Source organism: Methylobacterium sp. WL7, assembly GCF_008040085.1.
Taxonomy (GTDB): Bacteria; Pseudomonadota; Alphaproteobacteria; order Rhizobiales; family Beijerinckiaceae; genus Methylobacterium; species Methylobacterium mesophilicum.
On record NZ_VRVG01000270.1, the window covers coordinates 1 to 2,569 of the forward strand.

The following is a 2,569-nucleotide window of genomic DNA, read 5'->3' on the forward strand; positions in this document are numbered from 1 at the left end:
CGCCGCTGACAGAGATATCTACAACGGTTCACCCGGCCATCCATCCGCCATTCGAGATGACCCCGGCCTTCGATGCAGGGTGACGGCGCGAACGCACTGAAATAGCGGACATTTAGCTGCTCATGGCGCCAGTTGAGCCGGAGAATAGACCTGAATGGTTGTCTAATAGGTATCGAGAAAGCAGCGGTTCTTCGCGTCTACCAGCCAAGCCCCAGTCCCTTGGCCCGTGCGTTCGGCCGTGCCTCGAGCAGCAGCGCAATCAAGGCGTCGAAAGCCGCCAACGCTTGGGTTCGAACGCTGGGCTGACTTGCATGCTCTCCGTTTAGCTCGGCTGCAAGCTCGGTAGAAGCGGACAGGGCTCTCGCAAGTCCCTGTTCGATCGGGGGCATCATGACGACCCGGCGCCAGAGGCTTGCGGAGGCGATGGCCGCTACGGCCCGAACATTCTCTCCCATGCCGACAGGCGCCGTTTCCAAGACGCCGCCCCAAGGCCGCAGGATGAGTGCGAGTGGGGCAGGAAGCTCAGATACATCGACCATAACTGGCATATGCCGTGCCGCCTGCTCTGCTTTGCAGGCTGAATACGGCCTAGATCATCCTTAACTCGCAATCTGATAGAGTGTATCCAGTCGCCAATGATTGATTAATACCCATGAGTACGTAGTTCGCGGTGGGATTGGGTGAGGCAATGGATAGGCGCTCTGCTCCGGAGGCCGAGACGGCGATGGGCGAGCGGGCTACATCGGTGGGACAGCCGAGCCGACGGAGCCCAAATTGTCCTCACCCCTTGAGAATATCCTGCTTGAAGAGCTACGCGATCTGACCGTCCGAGTGGAGGTCCTGCAGAAGACTCTGGGGACAGCCATCTCGCTGATGAGCCAAAAGCAGCGCGACACCATCATCGAGGCTCTCGCACTGAGCTTAAAGATGACCGGTAGTGAAGACCCACGCGGCGTGGCCGGTCCGGCCGTCAAGGAGATGATGGATTACGCTCTGCTGCCTTGGTACGCAGCGGAGGGGCGGTCCGAGGACGCTTAACCCTTCGTCCCCTCATACCAGCCTCGCCTCCGTTAGTGCAGTTCCACAGGCAGGCTGATGAAGCGCAAGAACCGCTCCGTCACCGGCATGATGCAGACGACGGTAAGTCCCTCCGTCGTCATCATGGCCATCTGGACCTTTCCTACCCCTGATCCGATAGGGTGGCGAGGTAGCTGATGCAGGCGGCTGCCAGCATGCCGTCGATCACCGCATCCCGTGGTCCGGACTACTCGGCGCGTCATCCTGTTCTGAGACGTAGGAAGGCAAATCAAAGGATCACGCGCTCGTTGAACGTCAACGGGCCGAACGGCATCCGGAAAGCCACGCCGACTCCATCAGGAGTGTGACGCACCACCGTCGCGTAGCGCTTCCCGACCGTCACCGTCGTACCGATCTCGGGGCGCTCGCTGAGGAGTAGCGCGGCTCCGGTCATGGATAGGTCCGCGACGACCGCTTCGGATATGCGATCGCCATAAAGCTGGACTCTTACCTCGCGGTGGACCGGAACGATGCGGGTTGCCTCACGCTGATCGTCCCGCTCACCCGCACTGCGTAGCCAGGTAAGCCGCGCTTCAATCCGAGAGCGGCGCTCTGCACTTCCTACCACTTGGAACACGAAGCCGCGGGGTCTCCCGTGCAGCACCACTCCATCGACCATCCCGATGTTGTCGAGGTAACAGGTGATGCGTGTTTCGGCTTCCGGCAGCGGCCCATCTGTGACGCGCCGAAGTTCTATGGAGGCGGAAGACGAAAGGTCGGCGAGGCACGGAACGTCTGCCCCCCCGATCAGGCAGTATCTACCCTTGGTTGTAAGGCTAAATCGATCTGCCACGGAAGTTGTCTCCGCTTGTCCCCTAAGCGAAGTTTAGAAGCTCGACCGTTTAAGGCATCTAAACCTGAGCGAAATTCCTAAGAAATTTTAACATGCTCGGAAGTTGCGTTCTGCAACCGAGCTATCGGAGCGGAGGCCACCGAAGGGCTTGGTGATTGCTCGCTAGAGGAACCCACTCACGCTGTGCCCCTTGAAGGCGTTCGCTCGTCGGATGTACCCGACCACGGACCTAGGATCGCGGTGGCCGGACTGGTCCATGATAAGGGCGAGATCGGAGGGTCGAACCTTCGCCTTAGATCGCATCCACGGTGCCCGCTCGACGTGCCAAGCCAGGCGGATACTCGTGCGACCCACCCTCGCGCTCATAGCCGCCTTAACGGCCCTCACCTGCCTGCCCTCTGTGAGCGTTGCACAAAGCCTGCCGCAGCTTGACGAAGAGCGTGCCTTAAGCGCGTCGGCCTCAGGCGAAGAGGCTGCTGACGACGTCGATCCTGAGGTTCTGGCACGCTGCCGCCGCCAGGCCGTAGATCAGAAGCTGCAGGGGCCAGCTCGCAAGGCCTTTTTAGGCACCTGCGTTACGCTGGAGGATTGAGGTCAGTAGCCACGCTGCGACCACGTCAACGTCACGTGACAGCGCTGTCACGTTGCCACGTTGCCACGTTACTTCTCGCCTCGGTTCAGCGCATCGAAGTCCCGCCC

At 60.6% G+C, this 2,569-nt stretch carries 2 protein-coding genes; one reads left to right on the plus strand and one right to left on the minus strand.

Going from position 1 to position 2,569, the window contains the following annotated elements; genetic code table 11:
- Nucleotides 1-774: 774 nt before the first annotated feature.
- Nucleotides 775-1,038: a hypothetical protein gene (locus FV233_RS29040; RefSeq protein ID WP_147853195.1), complete on the plus strand. Its 264-nt coding sequence runs from the start codon at nucleotides 775-777 to the stop codon at nucleotides 1,036-1,038.
- 268 nt (nucleotides 1,039-1,306) lie between these two features.
- On the opposite strand, the gene FV233_RS29045 is transcribed toward FV233_RS29040, so the two are convergent.
- On the minus strand, nucleotides 1,307-1,870 hold the full coding sequence (locus FV233_RS29045; protein WP_147899601.1) for a PilZ domain-containing protein: 564 nt from the start codon (nucleotides 1,868-1,870) through the stop codon (nucleotides 1,307-1,309).
- Nucleotides 1,871-2,569 lie beyond the last annotated feature (699 nt).